Genomic DNA, 26,074 nt, shown 5'->3' on the forward strand with positions numbered 1-26,074 from the left:
GCGATGAATGCGGCGCAAAACGGCGTTGGTGGGATACGTCTGTGGCACGCCCGCCTCGCGGGGGTGAGCGCATGCGCAAAGCAGGTGTTTCCCGTCGTCAATCCGTCGACGGGACTCGCGATCGCTCACGTCGCTTCATGTGGACGACAAGAAGCTTTGCTTGCGCTCGAAGGCGCCAGTCACGGCCTTCTTGCGTGGAACCGCAGAGAGGCGGAGTCGCGGCGCGCAGTCCTCACCCGGTGGCGTGACCTCATCTGCGCGCACGCCGACCGCCTTGCAACCACCATGACACTGGAGACGGGCAAGCCTATCCAGGAAGCTCGAGCCGAGGTTGCGGACGCATTGGAGATCGTCGGTTACTGTTCCGATATCGCCGGTCTGACTGACAATTCAACTGTGGTGAGCCAGCACGGTCTACGACAAGTGCACTGTCGAGCGCGACCGGTCGGCACAGTCGTTTGTATTGCTAACTGGTGTCAGCCGGTCCTGACTGTCGCCAGGTGTGCCTCCGCGGCTCTTGCTGCCGGTTGCGTGGTGATACTGAAGCCGTCGTCGCGCGCTCCACTTACCGCGATAACGCTTGCCGATTTGTGGAGCGAAGCCGGCGGTCCCCCCGGAACGCTGCAGGTCGTCACGACCCATGACCCCATAGCAACCGTCGACGTGTTTTTGTCCGACCTGCGCGTCGGCATGGTGACGTTCACGGGCAGTATCGAGGTGGGGCAGTATCTTGGCCGGAAATGTGCGGATGCGCGCAAAGCGCTGACGCTTGAAGTCGACGGCCAAACGCCGATCCTGGTGTTTCCGGATGCAGACCTGGAACGGGCGGCGGACGGAATCATTGCCAGCACGTTTATGCGCAACGCAGGACAGGACTGCACGAGTGCCAGCAGGCTTTATGTACACGAAGGGGTTGCCGAGCGTCTATTGGCACTTCTGCGCGCGAGAGCAGCCGCGTTGCGCTCGGGCGATCCGCTCGACCCCGACACGCAGATCGGGCCGGTAGTCGACAGCGTGAGCCTGATCATGGCGCGCGAGCAGATATCGCATGCGCTTGGTGAAGGCGCACGGCTGATAGTCGGCGGCACCCATAAGGGCGGATTGCATTTTCCGCCCACTATCGTCGATAACGTTCGTGCCGACATGCGCATCGTGACGCAGGGACGCAGTGGCCCGCTTCTTCCGGTCTTGCGGTTCATGGAGGTCGACGATGCGATCGAACTGGCAACGTCGACTGCAAAGGGCGGGACCGCGTGGGTTTGGACCAGGGATCTTGAACAGGCACAACACGTCGCTCATGAACTCGGCTACGTCAATGTCTGGATAAACGACGCGGGACGCGCGTTGACGGACCCCTTTGCCTTAACCGCCGGCCGGATGTCGATGTGGCCGCCGGCTTGCCTTCATCCCTACCTGAAAGCCATGCGGCTCACGATGGCAGCGTAGAGAATGTATTTTCAGGAAACACAATGAGCGAAATCACGCCGTACGAGCTTTTTCCATGGTCGATATCCGCGTAGGCAAGGTCGTGCGCGTCGAACCGAACATCGAAGCGAAGCTTGGTGTCGAGCAGGGCACGAAGGTCTTTTGACTCGGAAAGGCCGCTAACGCGCGCACCGAACGTTGTGCGCTCGCATAAGTTATCAGGAGAATATATGTCGAGTCCTTCGAAACCTGCCATTGAAGTTGGCGAAGAAATGGTGGCTGGCTTTGCGAAGAAAGGCTTGGGCCAGGTGCGACCCTCAACGACGCGGGACCGTGGCGATGGGCCGTTTCGCAGACTCGTCCTGCGCGGCGCGACGGTGATCGACGGCACGGGGGCACCGCCGTGGGGCCCGGCGGATATCGTCATCGAGGGCGACAGGATCGCGGAGATTTCCGCAGTCGGTGTACCCGGCCTGCCCATCGACGATAGCCGCCGCCCGGCTCAGGGCGACCACGAGATCGACTGCACCGGAAAGTTCGTCACGCCTGGTTTCATCGACAGCCACGCTCATATCGGTACACCCTTTCACGCCGAGAACGGCGAGATGATGCCGGCGGACTACATCTACAAGCTGTGGCTCGCGCACGGTGTAACGTCGGTGCGGGAAGCCGGCTGCATGAACGGTCTTGCGTGGACGTGCGAGCAGAAGGCCGCGGCGGATGCAAACCGTATCGCCGCGCCCAATCTCTATCCCTACGTTTATTTCCCCGCGGTCAACGATTACCTGAAGACCATCTTTACGCCGGAAGAAGGCCGCGAGTGGCTTCGACAGGTACGGGACAAGGGGGCCGCCGGGGTCAAGTTCTTTGGCGCGTCCCCTGCGATCATGCAGGCCGCGCTTGATGAATGCCAGAAGCTCGGTCTGCGAACCTGTTGTCACCATGCGCAACTTTCGGTCGGGCGAATGAATGCACTGAAGACCGCGCAGTGGGGCCTCACGAGTACCGAGCATTCATACGGTCTTCCGGAGGCGCTGTTCGACGGCCGCACGCTGGCGAGCATCGATGACAACTACAACTACAACGACGAATATCTGCGCTTCTCGACGGCCGGCCAGACATTTCTTCAGGCAGCGAAACCCGGCTCCCAGAAGTGGAACGATGTCCTCGACGCCTTCCTTGAAGCGGGGCACACGTTTGTACCGACGATGAATGTCTACGATGGCAATCGCGACCTGATGCGCGCGCGCCGCGCGGAGTGGCATGAGTCGTACACGGACAATACGACGTGGAAGTACTTCCAGCCGCAACGCGGCGGCCACGGTGCGTATTTCTATCGCTGGTCCGTCAGGAACGAGGTTGAGTGGCGAGACAGCTTCCGGATCTGGATGCTGTTCCTCAACGATTACAAGAACCGGGGAGGGCGCGTATGCCCAGGAAGCGATTCGGGCTTCATGTTCCAGATCTATGGTTTCGGATTCATCCGGGAACTCGAGTTGCTCCAGGAAGCAGGCTTTCTGCCAATGGAAGTGTTGCGCGCAGCAACGTTGCACGGCGCGGAACTGCTGGGAATCGAAGATCAGACGGGTCTTCTCGAAGTGGGGAAGCGCGCCGATCTGCTGGTGCACAATCAGAATCCGCTGTCTGATTTCAAGTTGCTGTACGGTACCGGCGCACTCCGCCTGAACGACGAGATTCGAAGCCTCGAACAGAAACGCGCACTGGAGATGACCGTCAAGTCCGGCGTGGTGTTCGATGTGGCGAAACTGCTCGAAGATGTTCGCACTATGGTTGCGTCGAGCTGGCCTGACGGTCAGTCGCCTTTCATGAGCGATGCAAGATAATGAGCAAGGAAGCGTCTGGCACCCGGTTCGTGATCCTGGCGGGCAAACTCGGTAGTGGGAAGACGTCGCTGGTCGAAGCGTTGCTCGACGCCTCCGATCTTGCGTCGACTACCGGCGTCATTGTCAACGAGATCGGTGCGATCAATATCGATGGCGCGGTCTTGTCCCAATCGGCGCGGGGCGTTGCGATGGCCACGCTCAGCAACGGATGCGTCTGCTGCTCGTTGACCAATGATCTCGTCACGACGGTCGAAGAGCTGGTTGCTTCCCGGGCGCAAGAAGCCCTTCCGCCATTTGAGCGGATCATTCTTGAATGCAGTGGGCTTTCGCGTCCCGGTCAGGTAATGGGTTCTTTGGCCCAGCTCTCGCAATTAGGTCTTCGAGTGCAAATCGTCAGTACCTACGATTGCAGCCGCTCCCCACTCGGCGATGACGAATCCGACGATGCAATTGCGCAACTGACAGCGGCGCACAGCATCGTTCTGACCAAGGTCGACCTGGTTAGTCCGACACGGCGAGCGCAAGCAGTCGAACAGGTGAACGCGATCAATCCTCTCGCGCGTGTCGTCAACGAGTTCTCGTCAACCGTGCGGGCGAGGATGGCTTTTCGCGATGCTGACCCGCAGTCGGTGACGATCGTTCCGCCGGTTATCGGCGAGCCCGGCCAGCCACGCGCGTTGCTGCATCCGCGGATAAGAGTGTTCCGCGCGCGGTTTGTGAATATCCCCGAATGGGAGCAGGTTCTCGATTGGTTTGAGAACATCGCCGGGGCCACGGGAGATCGGCTTTTACGAATGAAAGCGATCGTAGCGGGGCCGATGGGTAGTGACCGGGTGCTTATCCAAAGTGTCGGCAGCACGTTTGCTGCGCCGCGCCGTCTTGCTTCTTCTGATATTCACGACATGTCCGCGGTATTCATCGTTAGAGATTGCGCGATGGCAGAACTCGAAGAGGTTCCGACGGAGTGCGACGTACGGTGGACCTCGCTACAAAACTAATTATCTAACAGGGCCAATATGCGCTCTTCATGCGGCGGTAGACTACTTCCAGATTGCGTAACGTGAACAGACTACTGATACGACATCGTGAACGTTGCTTTTGCGGTTGCCGTACCGGCTGTCACGTCGCCGGTCCGGATGAATCGGGCGGTCAACGGAATATTGATAGCGCCACCCTCGGACGGACTGGACATTGCCGAAAACTGATTGAGATTGCCCGCAGCGGCTGAATCCGCACCAAACGATATCGGTCTGTCGTTATAGAGGACCTGATATCCGACTCCCGCTGCGGTGGAGTCTGTTCCTAACGATAATGTATTGCTCGTGTTACCCGGCGCGGTGGCATCGGTAAGTGTCATATACGCCTTGACCCCAGGATCACAGTCCAAGCCGATATTGAACGGCGTCGTTGCATCCGAGGATCCGACTGAGGGCAACTGGCTGGTGGTGGTCTGGGCCATGGATACCGCGACTGACGGGGTGGTGACGGAACAGGTCAGCGTCGTAAAACCGCTGCTGACGTCGCCGCTGAAAAGATTACCCCAGTCAGTAAATGAACCCTGGTTGTTGATCCCAGTACGAATATCTAAAGCGGGAATCGTAGTAAGCGGCCCCGTGACACCGTTCGTGAGTTTCACGAATTGCGCCGACACGGTAAGGGAATAGATTTGACCGGGCGACACCGCCTGATGCATTTGATGGCAGGTGATCTGAAGCACCGCGCCGGACACAGTGGCGGGGAGGCCGTTGCAACGTGTCGCTGCGCCGTTCGAAATCGTATATCGCACTCCGACACTCGGGAGATTGGTTGGATACACATTCGTGTAACCTGGAATAAGCTTTGCCGCAGAGTGCCAGAACTGCACGAAAATATCCCGGTCGGCGTCAGGATCACCCGAGCAATGCAGCTTCAGTTCGGTTGAGTAGTTCGGGGTCGTGCTGCCAATGGTTGAATCTCGCCCGAAGCCCGATGTGCTCAGCACCGGTGAAAAATAGAATGCCGACGACGGCGCGCAAGTGACGTTTGCGGCCTGACTTTCGACGGATCCAAACGTAAATTGGGCGACGATAAAAAGGATGGCCCCTAGCGTTTTCCAAACAACTCGATACTTTGAGCGAGTCGCCAGACTGCTTGAGAAGTATTGGACTACAAAAAAACAGGCTGTATGGAATAGTCCATACAGCGTTTTATAAATCTGACTCATTATCCTTCTCCAATTGGTATTGAAGGCGTCAATTTTTGATCAGTGATGCGATGCGATATTAAAACCAGGTCGTGCCATTCAATTGAAGAGAGCTTGATTAACTCGCCTAACTGGGGGTGTCCCCATTCGCTTGAAGTTGAGTTGCCGCGAGACGGAAGTGCGGCATGGCGCATACACCATATGGTCGTCAGATGGCGCTGCAATAACTATGGGAAAATTCCCAAATTGATGAATGGCTCTATTCAGTGGTGAGCTAAATCTGAGGTAACGGGTTGGCGAGGTCCATCTTCAAAACCTCTTCCCGCATCCAACCGGAAAACGCCTGCACATGCTCAAGCGCCGCGTGGCGTTGCGCCACGTCGAGCCAGTACCCGAAGGGCCCGGTTACTTCGATATCCGAAAATTGCGCGAGACTGCCGTCCGCCAGTTCTTCGACGATCATGTTACGGTCCACCACCGCAAGACCCGCGCCTTTACGCGCCGCGCGGATCGCCTGCTCCAGCGTAGAAAACTCGATGCCGTTGTCCGCATAGCGTGCCGGCAAGCCGGCCTTCGCCAGCCAGTTCGGCCATAAGTCCAGGCGCGCTTCGTTGTGCAGTACGTGCAGCGCGGGCATGTGTTCGAGCAGCATGTCGAGTGATTCGGCGAGCAGACGCGGCGTGCCGACCAGCGCGTGGCGCTCGATCATCAGCAATTCCGAATGCGTGCCGGGCAGCGCGTCCCGGCCGAAGCGGATGACGCAGTGACAGTCTTCAGTAGGTGAAGTGCGCACGGACAGCTCGACATCCGGCAACTGGTCGGCCAGCAAGCCGAGCCGCGGCGAGAACCACTGTGTCGCAAAGGTAGGCGGCACGGCGACGACGAGACGCCGTCGCCCTTTGGTTGCGGTGATCTGACGGAAGCCGCGCTCGATCGTGTCGAAGGCGTCGGAGAGACAGGGCAGAAATTGCAGGCCGGCCGGCGTCAGACGGATGCCCTTGTGATCGCGCTCGAACAGCTTCGCGCCGAGCGATTCCTCGAGCAGCTTGATCTGGCGACTTACCGCGCCCTGCGTCACGCACAGCGCAATCGCCGCACGGTTGAAGCTCATGTGCCGGGCCGTTTCTTCGAAGAAGCGCAACGCGATCAGCGAGGGCAAGCGCCGCATAAATCACCTTCTTTCTCTTCATTTATCCGCAGCGAGATGGCTGGTGCCGGGTGCCCGTTCGCGGAATTCATGGTGTGTTACGCGTTGTCTCCGACGCGCCGTGCCGAGCGTCAATCCGAGCGCAGATTCCAGGGAAAAAATGCGCAGTTCGGCATCCGCAGGATTGTCGCATTTTGACCGGTATTTTGCCTGCACACGCTAAAAAAATTCTGATGTGCGTTGCTTGCGGATCAGGCGACATGCAACGCGCGACAAGGTCCAATCGAGGCCCGAACAAGGCCCGAACAAGGCCCAACCGAGCCCCGAATCCACAAGCGCCGCGCAAGCCCCCCGACTTCGCCTATCCTGACGACTGACCAAGACGCGCCCCTTGTCGGCGTCGTGCTTTCCATTCCGCGGAGCGCCCGTGACCGTCCGTAATCTCGATGCTTTGTTCCGACCCAAGTCCGTCGCCGTGATCGGCGCTTCCGAGCGGCCGGGGAGTACCGGCGCGATGGTGTGGGCGCGCGTGCTCGAAGGCGGCTTCGACGGCCCCATCTGGCCCGTCAATCCGAAGTACGACACGCTCGGCGGCCACGCGGTGAGCGCCGACGCGGGCGAGCTGCCGCAGGCGCCGAGCGTCGCGGTGATCTGTACGCCGCCCGATACGTGGCCTGGCATCATCCACAAACTTGGCGGGCTCGGCACGCGCGCGGCGGTGATCGTCGGCGAAGTGCGCAGCGACGACGATCGCCTGCATCTGCGCCACGCGCTTTCGGCGGCGCGGCCGAATCTGTTGCGCATCGTCGGGCCGGGCAGTCTCGGCGTGGTGTCGCCGGCGCTGCGCGCGCATTTCGGCGCGCCGTCGTGCACGGTAAAGGCGGGCGGCGTCGCGTGGGTGTCGCAGTCGAATGCGTTGACGAATGCCGTGCTCGGCTGGGCAGAGGCGCGCGGGCTCGGCTTTTCGCATGCGGTGGCGCTGGGCGGCGAGGCCGATGTGGATGCTGGCGACGTGCTCGACTATCTGGCCAGCGACCCCGGCACGCGCGCGATCCTGCTCGAGCTGGACACGGTGCGCGCGGCACGCAAGTTCATGTCGGCGGCGCGGGCGGCGGCGCGCAACAAACCGGTGCTGGCGTTGCGCTCGGGCCGCGCCGACCCGGCGGACGGCCTCTACACGGCCGCGTTTCGCCGCGCGGGCATGGTGCGGGTCGATTCGCTCGACGATCTGCTCGACGAAATCGAAACGCTCGGCGTCGGCCGCGTGGCGGCGGGTGCGACGGCCACGCTGATCACGAGCGACAGCGGCCTCGCGACGCTCGCCTGCGACGCCTTTGCCGCGGCTGGCGGCATGCTCGCGTCGTGGCCCACCGCCGTGGACGCGGCACTGGCCGAAGCGCTGCCGCACGCGCTGCCCGGTAACCCGCTGAGACTCGGCGACGACGCGCGCCCCGAACACTTCGGCACCGCGCTGAAACTGCTGGCCGAACATCGCAGCAGCGGGACGGCGTTCGTGGTTCACGCGTCGACGCACGGCGCGCCGGTGGACGACGTCGCGCGGGCGTTGATCGCGAATCAGCGCTTTGCGTATCGCGGGGTGCTCGCGTGCTTCTTCGGCGGCGTGGATGCGGCGACGCGCGACGCACTGCACGCGCAAGGCATCCCTGTGCATACGACGCCGCAGCGGCTCGCGCGTGCGTTCGCGCGTCTGGTCGATTACCGGATGGGGCGCGAATTGTTGATGCAGACGCCGGAGGGTTTGCCGGCGCAGATTCCCGCATCGATCGACGCCGCGCAGGCGCAAGCGCGCGCCGCTATCGCCGCAGGTGAGCGCCAGCTAACCGGCGAAGCGGCGGCGCGGCTTCTGGAGCGTTTTGGGCTGCGCGTTGAACCGAATGTGGATGAACGGCTGAAGGGATCGTCGGCAGAGGGCTCGACGCAAGGCTCGACGCAGGGAGCGGCGGAAGATTCTACGTTGGGGCCGCCCCCAGACGATTGTACGGAGCGGGCCGCTGCGTCCTCGCCCAAACCGGTCGTCGACCTCGCCGTCGAGCTTCACGACGACGACAATTTCGGCCCGGTCTTCCGCTTCACCGCGCCGTCGGCGGACGGCGTGTCCGAGCCGCTGCGCGTGTACGGCCTGCCGCCGCTCAATCCGATGCTGGCGCGCGACATCGTCTCGCGTTCGCGCTACGCGCGGCTGATCGCGCCGGAGCCCGCGCTGGCCGCATTGACGGCGCTCTCGCAGGCCGTCTGCGACGTCAAGGAAATCGTCGGCCTCACGCTGACGCTGCGTGTATTCAGAGAGCGCGTGGTCGTCGTCGAGCCGGCTCTGCGCATTGCATCGACGCGCAGCCGGCTCGCGATCGTCCCCTATCCGCGCCGCTTCGAAGAGACGCTCGACTGGCAAGGCCTGCGTGTGACGATCCGGCCGATCCGTCCGGAAGACGAAGCCGCCCATCACGATTTCGTCGAAGCGATGACGCCGGAAGACTTGCGGCTGCGTTTCTTCGGCGCGGTGGGCAGCTTCGACCACTCGCAGCTCGCGCGCATGACGCAAATCGACTACGACCGCGAAATGGCGTTGATCGCGACGGTTACCACCGAAGAGGGGGGCACCCGCACGTTGGGTGTCGTGCGTGCCGTCGCCGATCCTGACAACGAAACCGCCGAATTTGCCGCCGCGGTTCGCTCCGATCAGAAGGGCCGTCATCTCGGACAACTGCTGATGGACCGGATCATCCGGTACGCGCGGGCACGCGGCATCCATTGGCTGGTCGGCGAGGCGCTGCGGGAAAACGCTGCGATGATCGCGCTGGCGAGATCCTGCGGCTTCACGATCACGGCGACGGAAGACCCGGGCGTGGTCGGTTTCAGGATGGCACTGGATGAAACTTAAGCCGGCAGCTTCGCTGCGGCTTCGTCGACCTGGGTGCGGGTGACCGACAACTCTTCCAGCAACGCTTCAGCGTAAACCGCGCCGGTCTCGCGCTCGAGGCGCGCGATCGTCGCCGCGCAACGGCTCGCGTCCTTCAGCGTCGCGATGAACGGTTTCACCGATTCGCCCGCCTTGAAAGCGTCGAACAACGGAACGCGGATGTCGTCCGGCAGCGGACGCGCGGTCCATTGATACGGCTTGCCGTTGAACGTGAACTGCGGCGGCAGCGCGCGCTCTTTCTTCGCGGCCGGAATCAGGCCGAAGGTGCGCGCGGCGTCGCCGATCTGTTCGGCTGAAAACAGCTCGTCGGGGCTGATGTCGAATTGCTGAATGAAAGTCTCGATGCTTTGCATCGCCGCAGCGCGATCGTCGCGGCGCTTCTGCGCGTGAGCGACGATGTCGCGCAGTTCGTCGGCTTCTTCAGGTGTGATCGTGAAGCTCGACTGCTTCTGCTGGAGTTCGGAAAAACGCTGGAATTCGGAATCGTTCAGAAGTTTTGCCATTGCTTGATCGAGGGCGCACATGGGAGAACCATGCGGCGTGATTTTTGGAAGGGTCGCCATTCTAAACCATGTGCGCGCAACGGCTAGACAGCGGCCTCCCGAAACATCGACAACGCCTGCACCGTCTCGCGCAGCAGCACGGTGGCGGCCGCCAGAGTCGGCGCGACGTATTCGTCGATGCGCCGCAAGTACGGGCAGGTCAACACCGCGATCGCCTGTCCCGACGGCCCAAGAATCGGAAAGGTCAGATCCGTCACGCCGAAGGTTTGCTGACTGTCTTTCTGCGAAAAGCCGGCCTTCAGAATCTGTGCGCAGGATTGGTCGAGCGCAGCGCGGTCGATCGTGACTTCACCCTTTACCTTGGTGTGCTCGGCGAGCATCTGCTCGCGCTGCTCGTCGCTTTGAAACGCGAGCATCACGCGGCCCGAACCGGTGTCGATCAGGCCGACCCGCGAACCGAGCCGCACCGCCATTCCCCACGTGCCCGGCCCATCCACCTGCGCGATGACGAGCAGATTGCCGCGGTCGTACACCACCAGGTGACACGATTGTTCGGCCGCATCGGCAAAGCGCTGCATCAGCGGCAGCGCTTCGGAGATCAGACGGTTCATCGGCGGATGACGATGCGCGAGCGCATACAACTTCAGGCTCAGCGAATAGCGGTCGCCGGCCGCCGAGCGCACCACGTACTGCCGCGCGACCAGACGCTCCAGCATCCGGTACATCTCGCTCGCGTTGCGTCCCAGCAGTTTGGTGATTTCGGCGCGTGTGAGCCCGTCCTTCTGCCCGGCAAGCAGTTCGAGGATATCGAGACCCTTGTCCAGCGCGGGGGCGCGGTAACGGTCGGCGTCGTCTTTGTCTTCTGCGTCCATCGTGAGCGGGGTTCCGTGTGCTGTTCTCATTATCTGGCGCGTGAGTGTAAGTGCGGGGCGAATCTCGTGCGAAGCGACCGCCGTCCAGGGAAAACACGGACGATTGGTGCAGTGCACTCTGCTTGACTTACCAAAGTCCGTCTATGAATAATACGTTCATTGGTGAATTAGCGCACGCCAATTACGAGATAGAGAAAACGCCAGGCCTCCTCAAGTTTTTTCGCCCCCTCGGCGGCCTGGTGCGAAGCGGCAAGGTTGGGGGCGCTCAATAAGAAAGTGCAGGACGAAAGTGCTGGCCTCTGAGGCCGGTTCACGCAGTTCCCCACAATGAAGAGTAGGAGACACAACCATGACGTTCGCGAAAGGGCCGCAGACGGTCCGCCGTTGGTTCCGCAGTTCACTCACTGCCGTAGCCGCGGCAGCGTGCGTAGCGGGGCTTGCTGCAAGCAGCGCCGCGCAAGCCGCCGACACAGGCAAGATCGGCCTCGATCTGCCGCTTCTCACGTCGCCGTTCTGGCAGGCGTACAACAACTACCTGCCCAAGTACGCGAAGGAGATGGGCCTCGACATCCTCGCGCCGGTCAATTCGAACGGCGATCCGGTCCAGCAGATCACCGACATGAACAACCTGCTGAACCTCGGCGCCAAGGGCATCGTGGTCGGTCCGCTGGATTCGGCGGCAATCAGCCGCGCGCTGGATGCCGCGGCCGCGAAGAACGTGCCGGTGGTCGCCGTGGACGTCGCGCCGACGCAAGGCAAGGTCGCGATGGTGGTGCGTGCCGACAATCATGCGTACGGCGAGAAGGCGTGCAAATACATCGGCGATCACGTGAAGTCGGGCAAGGTCGTGCAGATCATGGGCGACCTCGCGTCGGTGAATGGGCGTGACCGTTCCGAAGCGTTCCGCGACTGCATGAAGAAGGGCTATCCGGGCGTGACGGTGCTGGAAATTCCGGCGGCGTGGAAGGGCGATGTCGCGGCCACCGCGCTCGATAGTCTGCTCACCGCGAATCCGGACGTGAAGGGTATCTACATGCAGGCGGGCGGCGTGTATCTGTCGCCGACGCTGCAAACGCTGCGCCGCAAGCAACTGCTGTTTCCGGCCGGCAACGCGAAGCACATTGTGATCGTCAGTAACGACGGCATCCCGCAGGAGTTCGAGGCGATCCGTCGCGGCGATATCGACGCCACCGTGTCGCAACCTGCCGATTCGTACGCGAAATACGGTCTCTTCTATATCAAGGCAGCGTTGGCCGGGCAGACCTTCAAGCCGGGTCCGACCGATCACGGCAGCACGATCATCCAGCTGGCGCCGGGTCTTCTCGAAGATCAGTTGCCCGCGCCGCTCGTGACCAAGTCGAATGTCGACGACAAAGCCTTGTGGGGCAACACCGTCAAATGAGCGGTCAAATGAGCGAGCCGACGCCCTCCGTGCCGGTGGTCGAAGCGTTTGAGGTCACCAAACGCTTTGGCTCCACGGCCGCGCTGAAAGACGTGAGCATCCGCGTGATGCCCGGCGAGTCGCACGCGCTCGTCGGGCGCAACGGCGCGGGAAAATCGACGCTGGTGTCGATCCTCACGGGTCTGCGCAAGCCGGACACCGGCGACGTGCGTTTCGGCGGCGCGGCCGCTCCGTCGATCGCGGATCGCGACGCGTGGCGCGAACGCGTGGCCTGCGTCTATCAGCATTCGACGATCATCCGCGATCTGAGCGTCGCGGAAAATCTGTTCATCAACCGGCAGCCGTCGCGCGGCGGCATGATCGACTGGAACGCGATGCGCCGCGCCGCGCGCGAATTGCTCGACCACTGGAAGATCGACGTGCGCGAAGATGCGCGCGCCGGCGATCTGACGGTCGAAGCGCGGCAACTCGTGGAGATCGCGCGAGCGTTGTCGTACGGCGCGCGTTTCATCATCCTCGACGAGCCGACCGCGCAACTCGACGGCGACGAAATCAAGCGGCTGTTCCGCCGTATCACCGAACTGCAACGCGAAGGCGTGACGTTCCTGTTCATCTCGCACCATTTGCAGGAGGTCTACGAGATCTGTCAGGCGGTGACGGTGCTGCGCGACGCGCGGCATATCGTCAGCGCGCCGGTGTCCGCGTTGCCGCGCGAGCAGTTGATCGAAGCGATGACGGGAGAACGCGGCGGCCTCGCCGTCGCCGATGCGGCGGCGCGCGACGCGCTGCCTGCGGATACCGCGGTCGCACTTGAAGTCAAGGATCTCGTGGGCTCCGATTACGAAGGCGTGTCCTTCACGGTCAGGCGCGGCGAAGTGGTGGGCTTGACCGGCGCGACGAGCAGCGGTCGCACGAGCGTTGCCGAAGCGATTGCGGGGTTGCGCGCGGCGAGAAGCGGCGCGATTCGCGTCGACGGAAAAACGCTGCCGCCCGGCGACGTGCCCGCGGCGCTCGCGCACGGCATCGGCTGCGTGCCGAAGGATCGCCATCACGAAGGTTTGGTGTTGACGCAATCGGTTGCCGAGAATGCGTCGATGACGATCGCTCGTCTACTCGGCAAATTCGGCATCGCGCCGCCCGCGAAGAAAAACGCGTTCGGCCAGAAGATGATCGACGCGCTCGGCATCGTCGCGCAAGGTCCCGAACATGTCGTGTCCGGTCTGTCCGGCGGCAATCAGCAGAAAGTGGTGATGGCGCGCGCGCTCGCCACCGACCCGAACGTGCTGGTACTGATCGACCCGACCGCCGGCGTCGACGTCAAATCGAAAGAAGCTTTGCTGTCGGTCGTGGACCGCGTGCGCGAGGACGGCAAGGCCGTGCTCGTCGTCTCCGGCGAACTCGACGATCTGCGCACCTGTGACCGCGTGCTGGTCATGTTCCGTGGCCGTGTCGCGGCCGAATTTCCCGCCGGTTGGCAGGACCACGATCTGATCGCATCCGTTGAAGGAGTCAGTCTCCATGAAGAATAGTGTGCCCAGTCCTGCATTCGGCTCAGCGCAAGCGCAGCCGCAGCAGTCGCTCCCTCAGGCGACACGCGGCAAACGCGCGCGCTCCGAACTGGCCCGCCTGCGCGAACTGGCGCTGCTGCCCGCGCTGGTGTTGCTGATCGTGATCGGCGCGTTCGTCAGCCCGAGCTTTCTGACCCGCGCGAATCTGATCAGTGTGCTCGGCGCATCCGCCGCGCTGGCGCTGGTCGTACTCGCGGAATCGCTGATCGTGTTGACCGGCAAGTTCGATTTGTCGCTCGAATCGACGGTGGGCATCGCGCCCGCTGTCGGCGCAATGCTCGTGATGCCTGTGGCGTCTGCCGGATTCGGCACGCAATGGCCGGCGGCGGTGGGGCTGCTTGCGATCGTCGTGGTCGGCGCGGTGATCGGTTTCATCAATGGCTTTCTCGTAGTGAGGCTGCGGCTGAACGCGTTCATCGTCACGCTGGCGATGCTGATCGTGCTGCGCGGCATGCTAGTCGGCGCGACCAAGGGCGGCACGCTGTTCGACATGCCGCCGTCGTTCTTCGAACTCGCGACCACCATCGTGCTCGGCTTGCCGTTGTCGGTATGGCTTGCCGCAGCGGCGTTCGCGATTGCCGCCTTCGTGCTGCGGTATCACCGGCTCGGCCGCGCGTTGTACGCGATCGGCGGCAATCCGGAAGCGGCGCGCGCGGCAGGGATTCGCGTCGAGCGCATCACGTGGGGCGTGTTCGTGCTCGGCAGCATTCTCGCGTCGATCGGCGGTTTGATCGTGACCGGCTATGTGGGCGCGATCAACGCGAACCAGGGCAACGGGATGATCTTCACGGTATTCGCGGCGGCGGTGATCGGCGGCATTTCGCTCGACGGCGGCAAGGGCACGATGCTCGGCGCGCTCTCCGGTGTGCTGCTGCTCGGCGTCGTGCAGAACCTGCTGACGCTCGCCCAGGTGCCGTCGTTCTGGATTCAGGCGATTTACGGCGCCATCATTCTCGGCTCGCTGATGGTCGCGCGTCTCGCCAGCGGCGAAGGCCAGAACTAAATGCATATGCACGACGGAGACTTATTTTGAGCTGCCCCCTGGATACCGATGTTTGCCTGATTCTGCTGAGCCCCGCCGACAACTGCCTGATCGCAGGGGCGCGTCTGGAAGCGGGTACGCAGGTGCAAATCGAAGGCGTGCTCGTGACGCTCGCGAAAACGATCGACCTCGGCCACAAAGTGGCGCGCCGCGATCTGGCGAAAGATGAAAAGGTGCTGCGTTACGGCGCGGTGATCGGCCATGTGACCGAGGCGGTGGCGCGTGGCGCGCATCTGCACACGCACAACCTCGAAAGCGATTACCTGCCGACCTATACCCACGACGCGGGCCACGAGTTCGTCCACCACTGAACTGTGCACAATGACGCGGCCTGCGGGCCGCGCTGGAACGATCATGACTGACACTTCCGTAGCATCCGCCGCCACGCAGACACTGCAAGGCTATTTGCGCAGCGACGGCCGCAAGGGCATCCGCAACGTGGTTGCGGTCGCGTATCTGGTCGAGTGCGCGCATCACGTCGCGCGCGAGATCGTCACGCAGTTTCGCGAGCCGTTGGACGCATTCGACGATCCCACTGCCGAGCGTGAGCCGCCGGTGCATCTGATCGGATTTCCGGGCTGCTATCCGAACGGCTACGCGGAGAAGATGCTCGAGCGCCTCACTACGCATCCGAACGTCGGCGCGGTGCTGTTCGTTTCGCTCGGCTGCGAGAGCATGAACAAGCATTATCTGGTGGACGTGGTGCGCGCGAGCGGCCGTCCCGTCGAAGTGTTGACGATCCAGGAAAAGGGCGGCACGCGCAGCACGATTCAATATGGCGTCGACTGGATTCGCGACGCGCGCAAGCAGCTCGCCGCGCAACAGAAAGTACCGATGGCCTTGAGCGAGCTCGTGATCGGCACGATTTGCGGCGGCTCGGACGGCACCAGCGGCATCACCGCGAATCCGGCGGTGGGTCGCGCGTTCGATCATCTGATCGATGCCGGTGCAACGTGCATCTTCGAAGAAACCGGCGAACTGGTGGGCTGCGAATTCCACATGAAGACGCGCGCCGCGCGGCCGGAACTCGGTGACGAGATCGTTGCGTGTGTGGCGAAGGCGGCGCGCTATTACTCGATTCTCGGCCACGGCAGTTTCGCGGTCGGCAATGCGGACGGCGGCCTCACCACGCAGGAAGAAAAATCGCTCGGCGCGTATGCGAAGAGCGGTGCGTCGCCGATTGTCGGCATCGTCAAGCCGGGCGATGTGCCGCCGACCGGCGGCCTGTATCTGCTCGACGTGGTGCCGGACGGCGAACCGCGTTTCGGTTTTCCGAACATCAGCGACAACGCGGAAATCGGCGAGCTGATCGCGTGCGGCGCGCATGTGATTCTGTTCACGACCGGCCGCGGTTCGGTGGTCGGGTCGGCGATTTCACCGGTGATCAAGGTGTGCGCGAATCCGGCTACATACCGCAATCTGGCGGGCGACATGGATGTCGACGCGGGCCGCATTCTCGAAGGCCGCGGCACGCTCGACGAAGTCGGCCGCGAAGTGTTCGATCAAACCGTGGCGGTGTCGCGCGGCGCGGCGTCGAAGTCGGAGACGCTCGGTCATCAGGAATTCATTCTGACGTATAAGACTTTCGAGCCGGTCGGGCCGGCGTGCCTGCCGTCGAACGCGGCGCCCGCGCATCGGGTGGTCGCGATCGCGTCGCACTGAGTGCCAAGCGCTGCGAGGCGCCGCCTGCCGGCGAGCGGGCAAACATTGTTCGCGCGTGTTAAAAACTCAACGATATTGGATGGGACCCGAGTAACGCGTCAACGCGCGAACTCCGGTCGACATTGGAGACGCGGTCAATGACGGCAACGATCGGTTCGAAGATCGGACAGCGGCGCGACATCGGCCGCCGCACATTGCAGGTGACAGGATTAGGGCTCGGTACGGCGCCGCTCGGCGGCCTCTATCGCGACCTCTCCGACGAGGAAGCGCACGCGACCGTCGCGGCTGCATGGAACGCGGGCGTGCGTTACTTCGATACGGCGCCGCATTACGGCAACACCAAGGCCGAGCATCGTCTGGGCGACGCATTGCGCCGCTATCCGCGTGGCGACTACGTGCTGTCCACCAAAGTGGGCCGCCGCTTCGTGCCGCGCACCACGCCTTACGATCCGCGTGACGGCTGGCAAAATCCGCTGCCGTTCGAAGCCGTCTACGACTACACGCACGACGGCATTCTGCGTTCGTTCGAAGATAGCCAGCAGCGGTTGGGTATCGTCGAGATCGACATTCTGCTGGTGCACGACATCGGCCGTGTCACGCACGGCGACAAACATCCTCATTACTGGCGGCAATTGACCGAAGGCGGCGGCTTTCGCGCGCTCGACACATTGCGCTCGTCCGGCGCGATCAGGGCGGTCGGCCTCGGTGTCAACGAAGGCGCCGTAATACTCGACGCGATGGCCGAGTTCGATATCGATTGCGCTTTGCTCGCGGGCCGTTATACGCTCCTCGAACAGACTGCACTCGGCGACCTGCTTCCCGCATGTCAAAAGCGCGGCGTCAGCATCCTGTTAGGCGGCGCGTTCAATTCGGGCATCCTGGCGCGGGGTGTCGAAGGCGATCTGAAATTCAATTACGGCGCCGCGCCGCGCGAAGTGATCGAGCGCGTCGCGCGGCTCCAGGCGGTGTGCCGCGACCACGGTGTGCCGCTTGCCGCCGCCGCCTTGCAGTTTCCGTATGCGCATCCGGCGGTGGCCACTGTGTTGACCGGCGCGCGCAGTGTCGACGAATTGCGCGAGAACGTGGCGTCGTTCGAGCAGCCGATCCCCGCGGCGTTGTGGTCCGCGTTGCGCGACCAAGGCTTGCTCGATTCGCGCGCCCCCGCGCCCGAGGACTGATTTTGACGATGCATATCGATGCCCACCAGCATTACTGGGACCCCGCTCGCGGCGACTACGAGTGGCTCACGCCGGAGCTGAAGCTGTTGTACCGGCCGTTCGGCCCTGCGGATCTCAAGCCTTTGCGCGAAAGCGCGGGTGTCGAGCGAACCGTGGTGGTGCAGGCTGCGCCGACCATCGACGAAACACGCTACCTGCTGGATATCGCGCGCAACGAACCTTCTATCGCAGGTGTGGTGGGTTGGGTGCCGTTGCTGTTGCCCACCGCGCCGGCGTTGATCGATGCGTTGGCGCGCGAGCCGAAGTTCAAGGGCGTGCGGCCGATGCTGCAAGATCTTCCCGACGACACCTGGATCGCGAACCCCGATCTCACGCCCGCGATCGAAGCGCTGATCGCGCACGATCTCGCGTTCGACGCGTTGATCTACGCGCGTCACGTCGAACCGTTCGAAGCGTTTGCGGCGCGTTTTCCGGCGCTGCGCGTGGTCGTGGATCATGGCGCGAAGCCGCCGATCCGTTACGGTCAGGCGGGCTGGCACACGTGGGCTGCGGCGATTACGCGGCTGGCGAGCTTGCCGCAGGTGGTCTGCAAGCTGTCGGGACTCGTCACCGAGGCCTCGCTGGGCTGGACCGCGGAAACGCTGCAACCCTACGTCGATCATCTGTTGAAGTCGTTCGGTCCCGCGCGTTTGATGTGGGGCAGCGACTGGCCCGTGCTCGAGCTGAATGGCGATTATCTGCAATGGCACGCGGTGGCGAACACATTGCTCGCGTCGTTGAGCGACGCCGAGCGCGAAGCGGTTTTCGGCGGCAATGCCGCCGCGTTTTACCGGCTTTGAACTGATCGAGACACGTCGTATAAATAGCAACACGCCTAATCAACTGGAGTCGGAGATGACACAAAGACTGGCTGGCAAAACGGCCCTGATTACCGCAGCAGGACAAGGCATCGGCCTCGCCACCGCGGAGCTGTTCGCGCGCGAAGGCGCACGCGTGATCGCCACGGATATCCGCATCGACGGACTCGCCGGCAAGCCGGTCGAGGCGCGCAAGCTCGACGTGCTCGACGGCGCGGCGATCAACGCGCTGGCCGCCGAACTCGGCACGATCGACGTGCTGTTCAACTGCGCGGGCTTCGTGCATGCGGGCAACATTCTCGAATGCAGCGAAGAGGACTGGGACTTTGCTTTCAATCTGAATGCGAAGGCGATGTACCGGATGATCCGCGCGTTCCTGCCCTGCATGCTGGAGAAGGGCGGCGGCTCGATCATCAATATGTCTTCGGCGGCCTCGAGCGTGAAAGGCGTGCCGAATCGCTTCGCGTATAGCGCTTCGAAAGCCGCGGTGATCGGATTGACCAAATCGGTGGCTGCAGACTTCATCACACGTGGTGTACGCTGTAACGCGATCTGCCCGGGCACGGTGCATTCGCCGTCGCTCGAACAACGGATCGTCGACCAGGCTGCGGCGCAAGGCGCGTCGCTCGACGCCGTGCAAGCGGCTTTCGTCGCGCGTCAACCGATGGGCCGCATCGGCAAGCCGGAAGAAATCGCCGCGCTCGCGCTGTATCTGGCGTCTGACGAATCGTCGTTCACCACAGGTCATGCGCACGTGATCGACGGCGGCTGGTCGAACTGACGCACACTGAACCTCGCTGAAACCCGAATCGAATTTCACTGAAAGTAAAGGGAAGTGCAACGATGAAACTGCTTCGTTATGGGCCGAAAGGCCAGGAAAAACCGGGCCTGCTCGACGCGCAAGGCAAGATCCGCGATCTGTCGAAGATCGTGCCCGATATCGACGGCGCCGTGCTGAGCGACGAGAGCCTCGCCAAATTGCGCGCAGTCGATCCGGCTTCGCTGCCGGTAGTGGAAGGCAACCCGCGCATCGGGCCGTGCGTCGCGAAGATCGGCAAGTTCATCTGCATCGGCTTGAATTACGCTGACCACGCCGCGGAATCGAATCTGCCGGTGCCCTCCGAGCCGGTGATTTTCAACAAGTGGACGAGCGCGATCGTCGGTCCGAACGACGACGTCGAAATCCCGCGCGGCTCGAAGAAGACCGACTGGGAAGTCGAACTCGGCGTGGTGATCGGCAAGCCGGCGAAATATGTCGACGAAGCCAACGCGCTCGATTACGTCGCCGGTTACTGCGTGATCAACGACGTGTCCGAACGCGAATGGCAGATCGAACGCGGCGGCACGTGGGACAAGGGCAAGGGCTTCGACACCTTCGGCCCGATCGGTCCGTGGGTCGTCACGCGCGATGAAGTCGCCGATCCGCAGAACCTGAACCTGTGGCTCGAGGTAGACGGCCACCGCTATCAGAACGGCAGCACGAAGACGATGGTGTTCGGCGTCGCGAAACTGGTGTCGTATGTGTCGCAGTGCATGAGCCTGCAACCGGGCGACGTGATCTCGACCGGCACGCCGCCGGGCGTCGGCATGGGCGTGAAGCCGAATCCGGTGTACCTGAAGCCTGGCCAGACGATTCGTCTGGGTATCGAAGGTCTGGGCGAACAGACGCAAAAGACGTACGCGGCGGAGTAAGTTGCCGGCGTAGTCGTCGATGGTTGAAAAGCCGTTTCTGCCTTCATGCAGAAACGGCTTTTTTCATGAGCGTGTGCTGTGGCTATTCAGCCGCGCTGTTTCGCCAGCAGACGCGTGAGCAACGCGACGAGTTGATCGACGTGTCGGTCTTCCGTGCGCCACGACGACACGCTGATCCGGAACGCGGGCCGGCCCTGCCACACCGTGCCGCCGAACCACGTTTCGCCCGACGCCTGCGCTGCGTCCCGAATGGCGATGGTTTGCTCGTCGGTGGCGGCACGCACCAGTACCTGATTCAACACGACGCGGTTCAGCACGTCGAAACCCGCGGCACGCAAACCGTCGGCGATGCGCGACGCCTGCGCGCAATGCCGGTCGACCATGTCCTTCACGCCGCTGCGCCCCAACGAGCGCAACGCTGCCCAGATCGGAATGCCGCGCGGACGACGTGAGAACTCGAGATTCAGATTCTTCTGCGAATCGTGTGCGCCGTTCAGATAGACCGCGTCGCTGTTCATCGCCGCGGAGATCGCCTGCGCGTCGCGGCAGATTGCCATCGCGCCGTCGTAGGGTGTGTTGAGCCATTTGTGGCCGTCGGTCGTCCAGCTATCGGCGCCGTCGATGCCGTCTGTCAGCGCCCGTTTCGACGACGCCCGCGCCCACAGGCCGAACGCGCCGTCTACGTGGACCCATGCGCGCGCCGCCTTGGCCTGCGGGATCAGTGCGGCGAATGGATCGAACTCGCCGGTGTTCACTTCGCCCGCTTGCAGGCAGAGGATCGTCATGTCGTCGAGTGGCGGCAGTTGCGCCGGATCGACCCGGCCATGCGTATCGACCGGTGCAAGGATCACGTGCTTCATCCCGAAGCCGAGTACGCGCAACGCTTTCTTCACCGTGATGTGCGCGGTTTCCGAAATCACGACGCGCACGGTCGGCGCGCCGAACAGGCCGTCGTTGTCGAAATCCCAGCCCTGGCGGTCCAGCAGCGCGCGCCGCGCCGCCGCGATGCAAACCAGCGTGCACGCCGTCGCACTGGTGCCGAAGCCGATCGCGGATTCGCGCGGCAGATCGAGCGCGTCGAGCACCCAGCGCGTCGCGATTTTTTCGATCGTGGCGGCGACCGGCGAATTGTCGAAGGTCGACGCGCATTGGTCCCATGCGCCCATCAGACGCTCCGCCGCCGCAGCCGCCGGCAACACCGCGCCGATCACGAAGCCGTAGTAGCGCGGACCGTTCGACGCCACCGTGCCCGGCGAGCCGTTTTCGTCGAGCAGACGCAGCACGTCTTGCGGCGGGTGGCCGTGTTGCGGCAGTGTTTCGTCGAAGGCGGCCAGTTGCGCGAGCGCGGCGGCGTCCGGAAACACCCGGCGTGTGCCGACGCCGGCGAGATAGGTGTGGGCGCGACGGTCCGCGTCAGCGGCTAGAGCGAGTTCGTCCATATCGGTTCCTGGTGGCTGGAGGCTGGAGGCTGTGAGTTTGTTTGCGAGATCAGAGGTTGGCGAGGGCGTGGCCGAGCTTTTGCAATTCGGCGTCGATCCGTTTGTAGTAGGTGAATTTGCCGATCCGTTGCGCGCGCACGAGGCCCGCGTCGGCGAGGATTCGCATATGGCGCGTGGTGGTGGCGGGCGCGATGCCGAGCTTCTCGGTGATGAACGTGCAGCACACGCCGACGATTTCGATATCGGCGTGGTCCTGATACGGGAAATGTTGCGTCGGCTCCTTGAGCCAGCGCATGACGGCGAGGCGGCTCGCATTGGCGAGCGCGTTGATGCGGGTGAGGTCGTCCGTCATGAGGGGTGCTTCAAAAGGTGGTCAACGTTTCGAATATTAGCTAAATGACGAAATGTGAGCAACCAGACGAGCGAGCCGTGATGCGGAGGTGGGCGTCTTGCCAGGAAGCCCGGCTCACCCCGCCGGTTCGTGCTCGCCGGTCTCGCCGATACGATTGATCGTGCCTTGCGCGACCGCGACGAGTTTTTCGCGGTCACCATCCATCACGTAGACGCTGCACTGGCAGGTCGCTTGATGCCGACCCGCGTAGACGACCTTCGCGCGCGCGATCAGCGTGCCGTTCACCACTGGCCGCAGGTAGTTGATCTTGTATTCGCCCGTGACGACCTTCGGCCCCAGCGACAGCGCGCCGGCGAACGTCAGTGCGTTGTCGGCGAGATAGCTGATCACGCCGCCATGCACGAAACCATGCTGCTGTCGAAGTTCGTCACGGATCGGCAGGCAGAGCGTCAGTTCGCTGGTGCCCGTGTGCATCAACTCGGCGCCTAGCAGCATGCTGAACGGCTGGGCGTGCAATGCGCCGCGCGCCCGGTCGAGAAGGTCGGTCATCGTGAATCCTTCGGGCGTGGCCCGGGGTGACATCTGCACTGGCGTGCGTTGTGCAGTCCTTACCCACTCTAGGAAGCGGTGGCGCATTGCGTCAAGGTTCTTCGAAAATAACTGCCGCGCATTGTTGTGGGAAATGATTGGAATCGCGGAGTTGTCCGATGAAAAGGGGACGTAAGGCGATCTTTGATGAGATCGGCCTTAAGGAGAGGGTTCCGCATGCCGTAAACCTAGAATGTAGGTGTTCACGCGGACTCGTGACGACGGGAGGATCTGTTTGGTATCGCGTCGATCGACTCGATCGATGCGCGGTTGGCGATGTTCCGTGCCGTCAGCCTCGTGATCCTGGCGGCGCTGATGGCCGAGTGGTGGCTTCGCTGCATCAACGGACGCAGCAATTGAGGGCGGCGTTGTCGGTATTCGAAATTTCGGAATCTGTGTTGCGTACGCAACATTTCGACGACGCCGATGGTCGTGACAGAGACTTCGCGATTTCTTAAGTAAGCGCAATTTGAGCGTACATACGCTCAAAAAGAAGGTATCGGGCAAAAGAAAATGGCCCGCCGAAGCGGGCCATTTTGCATCAAACGCAAGCGCCTGATGTTGCCTGAGCGGACCTAAGAAAACTTAGGCCGGCTGGATGTTCGCAGCTTGCTTGCCCTTCGGGCCTTGCTTAACTTCGAACGTCACTTTTTGGTTTTCTTGCAGGGACTTGAAGCCGCTGCCTTGAACTTCCGAAAAGTGCGCGAACAGGTCTTCGCCGCCGTCGTCCGGCGTGATGAAGCCAAAGCCCTTTGCATCGTTAAACCACTTCACAGTACCTGTTGCCATTTTTGATCCAGTAAATGTTGTGTGTTGCATTCGCGACCGCTATTTCTCAACACGAGATCGAGCGCGAAGTACGAGTTGTATCACGTCTTTATGAAGGACGCCAATCAACAAGTATTCGGGTATTCCCGCGACTCCGCCTTTTTGCAGCCTTTTTGGGCGTCCGCAGGCGTTTCCAGGGGGTGTCCCATCCGGTAGGGTAAACTGTTTGTATTACTCTTCCAGGAAAAACATTGACACATTATTTGCAAGAAGAACTTACGTCGTTCTGGAGTCGTTTGACCCCGTATCTCGCGGTATTGGAGTCTAAATCACCTCAAGAAGGCGCCCTGGATCCTGTCGGTCGCATTACGGTCGACAGTGAAAATCACCAGGCTTTCGCCCTTCATATCACCGATCAGAAGCCGCTCGGCGACGTATCGGAAACCCCTACCGGTCACAGCGCAACTTACACGCGATTTAAATCCGCGGACGCTGACTGGGGACCTTGGCAACGCGAAGAATATTGACCGACCGGATGGTTGGCTTATGCGTGGCGAGTGGTGGCTGGGCGCCAGTCAACCGCGGTCCGGCTGAAATCTAGCCGGATTGCGCTCGGAAAGTGTGGTTGTAGCGTGCTTAACGACGCGGCAACGCATCAAAAGCGGTTGCGAGATGGTAGGGCGTGGTCGACGGCATGTCGGCGCGCGCGACTTCGCCAGCCGGCGTTTTGCATTCGTACCAGCCTTGCGGACGCAAAAAGCGTTGTTGAAAAAGCTCGATCTGGCGCGGCAATAAGGCCAGCGTGGCAGCGTCCTCGTGACTTGCGAGCGCGCGCAGATATTCGGTCTGGGCCCAGATCCGTTGGGTCGCGTCCTTGATCCGGCCGTTTTCATCGAGCGATGCGCACACGGCGCCCGTCTCCTTATCCACGCCATACTGCTGCGCGAAGCCGAACGCGCGGTTCAGCGCCGCTTCGAGACCTGACGCGTCGAACAACGTGCGCGCCTGCCTGATCAGCCAGAACCACTCGAACTGATGACCCGGCTCGAGACGGTTATCGTCGGCGCCGATCGGCAGTTCGGCGATGCAACCGGTCGGCGCATGCACAAAGTTTTCTGCGATGGCGTCGGCAAGGTGACGCAATGCGGCGTCGAATGCGTTATCGCGGGTGGCCTCGCGGGCCGCGAGCCACGCTTCGGTCAGATGCATCAACGGATTCTGGATCGGGGTGGCCGTCACGGCGCTGAAGTCGGCGTTAAGCGCGCTGTTGAACAGATCGCCGTCGGCGGCAAAGTTCGACTGGATCAACGCCGACGTGCGATGCAAGACTTCCAGCGCGTCACGATTTCCCGAGCGTCGGCCGAATTCCGCGCACGCGAACACGACGAATGCGTGGGTGTACAAGTCTTTGGTCGTGTCGAGCGGTGCACCTTGTGCGTCCACGCTGTAGAACCATCCGCCGTCTCGCGTGTCCTGAAAGGTGTGCATCAGCGAGTCGAACAGCGTCTGCGCGTGAGCCGCGTCGCCTGCCTGCGAGAACACGAACAATTGCCGCGCGCACGCCATCGCCCGGTAGCGCTCGGCGGGCAGCGGCTGGGCGTTTTTGGCACTCACTGCCTCGTACGGCAATTGGAGCGCCGTATTGAAACCGGGGCCGCGCCATAGCGGCAGCACCACGCGAGTGAAGTGGCCGCGCAACGCATTGGCGAGCGGGATCGTGGAAGCGAAGGTGTCCATGGTCTGCGTCATTCAGTCAGTCAGGCACGGTCGTTCGGCGGCCGCGCGATAAGGTGCGGGCAAGCATAAAGCAAACGGGAGCCACTGGCATCCGGTGCATGCCGCGACTTCGCTTCAGATAATTTCAACACGGAGGAAAAACAATGTTGGGGAACCTCGAACTCATTTCTCGTCTGGTGCTGGCTGCGGCGCTCGGCAGCGTGATCGGTTTCGAGCGCGAACGGCTTTCGTGGGCCGCGGGGTTGCGCACGCACATGCTGGTTTGTGTGGGCTCGGCACTCATCATGATCGTTTCGGCGTACGGTTTCGCCGAGGTGCTGAGCGGCGAACACGTCGTGCTCGATCCGTCGCGGATGGCCGCCCAGGTGGTGTCCGGCATCGGCTTTCTCGGCGCCGGTTCGATTCTGCTGCGCGGCGAGATCGTGCGCGGGTTGACGACGGCGGCCAGCCTCTGGTCGGTCGCGGCGATCGGTCTGGCGGTCGGCGGCGGCCTTTATACGGCGTCGATCGCGGCGACCATCATCATTCTGATCATTCTCGCCGGCATCAAGCCGCTCGAACGTCGTTTCATCACGGTTAAGCAGCGGCGCCAACTGACGATGATCGTCGAGCGCGGCGCGATGACGTTTCACTCGCTGCATGACGAACTCGGCGCCGCGAGCCCGCGCGTCAAGCAGTTCGTGATGCAGCAAAGCGACGACGCACCCGAGTGCGATGAAGTCATGATTACGCTGCATCGCGTGTCGAATACTGAATATGAGGCGATCTGCTCGCGCTTGCGCCACTTGCCTGGCGTCAAGCAGTTCCGGCAGGACGAAGCGTCGTCCTGAAAAGAGGAAAATCGTCGGCGAATGGCTTCGGCTGGGGCGGGCGGCCAT

At 62.4% G+C, this 26,074-nt stretch carries 24 protein-coding genes; 15 read left to right on the plus strand and 9 right to left on the minus strand.

Annotation, left to right across the window (positions count from 1 at the left end; genetic code table 11):
- Positions 1 to 3: 3 nt before the first annotated feature.
- The 3 genes from PQQ51_RS06525 to PQQ51_RS06535 all read left to right on the plus strand — a co-directional run bounded on the left by PQQ51_RS06525 (position 4) and on the right by PQQ51_RS06535 (position 4,267).
- Entirely contained in the window at positions 4 to 1,446 is a 1,443-nt protein-coding gene (locus PQQ51_RS06525; RefSeq protein WP_408495814.1) for an aldehyde dehydrogenase family protein, read from the plus strand.
- A gap of 179 nt (positions 1,447 to 1,625) precedes the next feature.
- Positions 1,626 to 3,269: an amidohydrolase family protein gene (locus PQQ51_RS06530; RefSeq protein WP_408495816.1), complete on the plus strand. Its 1,644-nt coding sequence runs from the start codon at positions 1,626 to 1,628 to the stop codon at positions 3,267 to 3,269.
- On the plus strand, positions 3,269 to 4,267 hold the full coding sequence (locus tag PQQ51_RS06535) for a CobW family GTP-binding protein (RefSeq protein ID WP_408495818.1): 999 nt from the start codon (positions 3,269 to 3,271) through the stop codon (positions 4,265 to 4,267). The genes PQQ51_RS06530 and PQQ51_RS06535 overlap by 1 nt, the downstream gene beginning before the upstream one ends.
- Before the next feature lie 71 nt (positions 4,268 to 4,338).
- Here PQQ51_RS06535 and PQQ51_RS06540 read toward each other — a convergent pair whose 3' ends face one another.
- Complete coding sequence (locus PQQ51_RS06540) at positions 4,339 to 5,472, minus strand: fimbrial protein (protein ID WP_408495820.1); 1,134 nt, start codon at positions 5,470 to 5,472, stop codon at positions 4,339 to 4,341.
- A 253-nt stretch (positions 5,473 to 5,725) separates the two neighbouring features.
- Positions 5,726 to 6,619, minus strand: a complete 894-nt coding sequence (locus PQQ51_RS06545) for a LysR family transcriptional regulator (RefSeq protein WP_408495822.1) — start codon at positions 6,617 to 6,619, stop codon at positions 5,726 to 5,728.
- Between the two features lie 406 nt (positions 6,620 to 7,025).
- Between PQQ51_RS06545 and PQQ51_RS06550 the strand changes: the two genes are divergently transcribed.
- A complete protein-coding gene (locus tag PQQ51_RS06550) occupies positions 7,026 to 9,497 on the plus strand; it encodes a bifunctional acetate--CoA ligase family protein/GNAT family N-acetyltransferase (RefSeq protein ID WP_408495824.1) in 2,472 nt (823 codons plus the stop codon).
- Here PQQ51_RS06550 and PQQ51_RS06555 read toward each other — a convergent pair.
- Both PQQ51_RS06555 and PQQ51_RS06560 read right to left on the minus strand, forming a co-directional pair.
- The gene (locus tag PQQ51_RS06555; RefSeq protein WP_408495825.1) at positions 9,494 to 10,039 is read right to left on the minus strand and encodes a hypothetical protein; all 546 of its coding nucleotides are present in this window, start codon (positions 10,037 to 10,039) and stop codon (positions 9,494 to 9,496) included. The two genes, PQQ51_RS06550 and PQQ51_RS06555, sit on opposite strands and share 4 nt — an antisense overlap.
- Before the next feature lie 83 nt (positions 10,040 to 10,122).
- Positions 10,123 to 10,911, minus strand: a complete 789-nt coding sequence (locus PQQ51_RS06560) for an IclR family transcriptional regulator (RefSeq protein ID WP_408495826.1) — start codon at positions 10,909 to 10,911, stop codon at positions 10,123 to 10,125.
- A 349-nt stretch (positions 10,912 to 11,260) separates the two neighbouring features.
- Between PQQ51_RS06560 and PQQ51_RS06565 the strand changes: the two genes are divergently transcribed.
- The 9 genes from PQQ51_RS06565 (at position 11,261) to PQQ51_RS06605 (ending at position 20,312) form a co-directional block, all read left to right on the plus strand.
- A complete protein-coding gene (locus tag PQQ51_RS06565; RefSeq protein ID WP_408495827.1) occupies positions 11,261 to 12,313 on the plus strand; it encodes a sugar ABC transporter substrate-binding protein in 1,053 nt (350 codons plus the stop codon).
- An 8-nt stretch (positions 12,314 to 12,321) separates the two neighbouring features.
- Positions 12,322 to 13,842: a sugar ABC transporter ATP-binding protein gene (locus PQQ51_RS06570; RefSeq protein WP_408495828.1), complete on the plus strand. Its 1,521-nt coding sequence runs from the start codon at positions 12,322 to 12,324 to the stop codon at positions 13,840 to 13,842.
- Positions 13,832 to 14,884 (plus strand): ABC transporter permease, encoded by a 1,053-nt coding sequence (locus tag PQQ51_RS06575; RefSeq protein ID WP_408495829.1) that lies wholly within the window; start codon positions 13,832 to 13,834, stop codon positions 14,882 to 14,884. The genes PQQ51_RS06570 and PQQ51_RS06575 overlap by 11 nt, the downstream gene beginning before the upstream one ends.
- Positions 14,885 to 14,910: 26 nt before the next feature.
- Positions 14,911 to 15,234, plus strand: coding sequence for a UxaA family hydrolase (locus PQQ51_RS06580; RefSeq protein ID WP_408495830.1), 324 nt, complete (start codon positions 14,911 to 14,913; stop codon positions 15,232 to 15,234).
- Positions 15,235 to 15,277: 43 nt separating this feature from the next.
- Positions 15,278 to 16,585, plus strand: a complete 1,308-nt coding sequence (locus PQQ51_RS06585) for a UxaA family hydrolase (RefSeq protein ID WP_408495832.1) — start codon at positions 15,278 to 15,280, stop codon at positions 16,583 to 16,585.
- A gap of 137 nt (positions 16,586 to 16,722) precedes the next feature.
- Positions 16,723 to 17,763: an aldo/keto reductase gene (locus PQQ51_RS06590; RefSeq protein WP_408495833.1), complete on the plus strand. Its 1,041-nt coding sequence runs from the start codon at positions 16,723 to 16,725 to the stop codon at positions 17,761 to 17,763.
- Positions 17,764 to 17,771: 8 nt separating this feature from the next.
- Entirely contained in the window at positions 17,772 to 18,602 is an 831-nt protein-coding gene (locus PQQ51_RS06595; RefSeq protein ID WP_408495834.1) for an amidohydrolase family protein, read from the plus strand.
- Positions 18,603 to 18,657: 55 nt separating this feature from the next.
- Complete coding sequence (locus tag PQQ51_RS06600) at positions 18,658 to 19,401, plus strand: SDR family oxidoreductase (RefSeq protein ID WP_408495836.1); 744 nt, start codon at positions 18,658 to 18,660, stop codon at positions 19,399 to 19,401.
- Between the two features lie 62 nt (positions 19,402 to 19,463).
- Positions 19,464 to 20,312 carry an ureidoglycolate lyase gene (locus PQQ51_RS06605; protein WP_408495837.1) on the plus strand — a complete coding sequence of 283 codons (849 nt, stop codon included), beginning with the start codon at positions 19,464 to 19,466 and terminating at the stop codon, positions 20,310 to 20,312.
- Between the two features lie 86 nt (positions 20,313 to 20,398).
- Here the strand turns inward: PQQ51_RS06605 and PQQ51_RS06610 are convergent, their stop codons facing one another.
- From PQQ51_RS06610 to PQQ51_RS06625, 4 genes are all read right to left on the minus strand, one after another.
- Positions 20,399 to 21,751 (minus strand): pyridoxal phosphate-dependent decarboxylase family protein, encoded by a 1,353-nt coding sequence (locus PQQ51_RS06610; RefSeq protein WP_408495838.1) that lies wholly within the window; start codon positions 21,749 to 21,751, stop codon positions 20,399 to 20,401.
- 49 nt (positions 21,752 to 21,800) lie between these two features.
- Positions 21,801 to 22,103, minus strand: coding sequence for an ArsR/SmtB family transcription factor (locus PQQ51_RS06615; protein ID WP_408495839.1), 303 nt, complete (start codon positions 22,101 to 22,103; stop codon positions 21,801 to 21,803).
- A 114-nt stretch (positions 22,104 to 22,217) separates the two neighbouring features.
- A complete protein-coding gene (locus PQQ51_RS06620; protein WP_408495840.1) occupies positions 22,218 to 22,652 on the minus strand; it encodes a PaaI family thioesterase in 435 nt (144 codons plus the stop codon).
- A 624-nt stretch (positions 22,653 to 23,276) separates the two neighbouring features.
- The gene (locus PQQ51_RS06625) at positions 23,277 to 23,480 is read right to left on the minus strand and encodes a cold-shock protein (protein ID WP_007178724.1); all 204 of its coding nucleotides are present in this window, start codon (positions 23,478 to 23,480) and stop codon (positions 23,277 to 23,279) included.
- A 230-nt stretch (positions 23,481 to 23,710) separates the two neighbouring features.
- On the opposite strand from PQQ51_RS06625, the gene PQQ51_RS06630 reads away from it, so the two are divergent.
- Positions 23,711 to 23,986, plus strand: coding sequence for a hypothetical protein (locus PQQ51_RS06630; protein ID WP_408495841.1), 276 nt, complete (start codon positions 23,711 to 23,713; stop codon positions 23,984 to 23,986).
- Between the two features lie 109 nt (positions 23,987 to 24,095).
- On the opposite strand, the gene PQQ51_RS06635 is transcribed toward PQQ51_RS06630, so the two are convergent.
- On the minus strand, positions 24,096 to 25,196 hold the full coding sequence (locus PQQ51_RS06635; RefSeq protein WP_408495843.1) for an AGE family epimerase/isomerase: 1,101 nt from the start codon (positions 25,194 to 25,196) through the stop codon (positions 24,096 to 24,098).
- A 143-nt stretch (positions 25,197 to 25,339) separates the two neighbouring features.
- On the opposite strand from PQQ51_RS06635, the gene PQQ51_RS06640 reads away from it, so the two are divergent.
- The gene (locus tag PQQ51_RS06640) at positions 25,340 to 26,026 is read left to right on the plus strand and encodes an MgtC/SapB family protein (RefSeq protein WP_408495845.1); all 687 of its coding nucleotides are present in this window, start codon (positions 25,340 to 25,342) and stop codon (positions 26,024 to 26,026) included.
- Positions 26,027 to 26,074: the final 48 nt, after the last annotated feature.

Origin of the sequence: Paraburkholderia xenovorans (assembly GCF_046030735.1) — a bacterium.
Lineage (GTDB): Bacteria > Pseudomonadota > Gammaproteobacteria > Burkholderiales > Burkholderiaceae > Paraburkholderia > Paraburkholderia xenovorans_A.